This window comes from Pseudoalteromonas sp. GW168-MNA-CIBAN-0100 (assembly GCF_040309225.1).
Lineage (GTDB): Bacteria > Pseudomonadota > Gammaproteobacteria > Enterobacterales > Alteromonadaceae > Pseudoalteromonas > Pseudoalteromonas arctica.
In genome coordinates, this window is record NZ_JBEOOL010000798.1 from 1 (window position 1) to 255 (window position 255).

General features: G+C 46.3%; 1 pseudogene. It reads left to right on the plus strand.

Features of this window, described 5'->3' with window-relative positions:
- Window positions 1-255 (plus strand): annotated as a pseudogene (locus tag AAEY62_RS23475) (M20/M25/M40 family metallo-hydrolase); the annotation flags it as partial.

Sequence of the window (255 nt, forward strand, 5' to 3'; positions counted from 1 at the left end):
CGCTTAACTTACTTGAAAATGTAAGCATAAAAGTAATACTCACTGGCGATGAAGAAAGCAGCGGTCGTCCGCTTAGCTTATCTAAACAAGCCATTGTTGATGCGGCAATGTGGGCAGACGTTGCTTTAGGCTTTGAAAATGGCGATAACAATATTAAAACCGCCATGGCGGCGCGCCGTGGTTATACCGGCTGGACGCTAAACGTAAGTGCTGCAGCGGCGCATTCGTCGCAAATATTTAGTGATAATGTAGGCT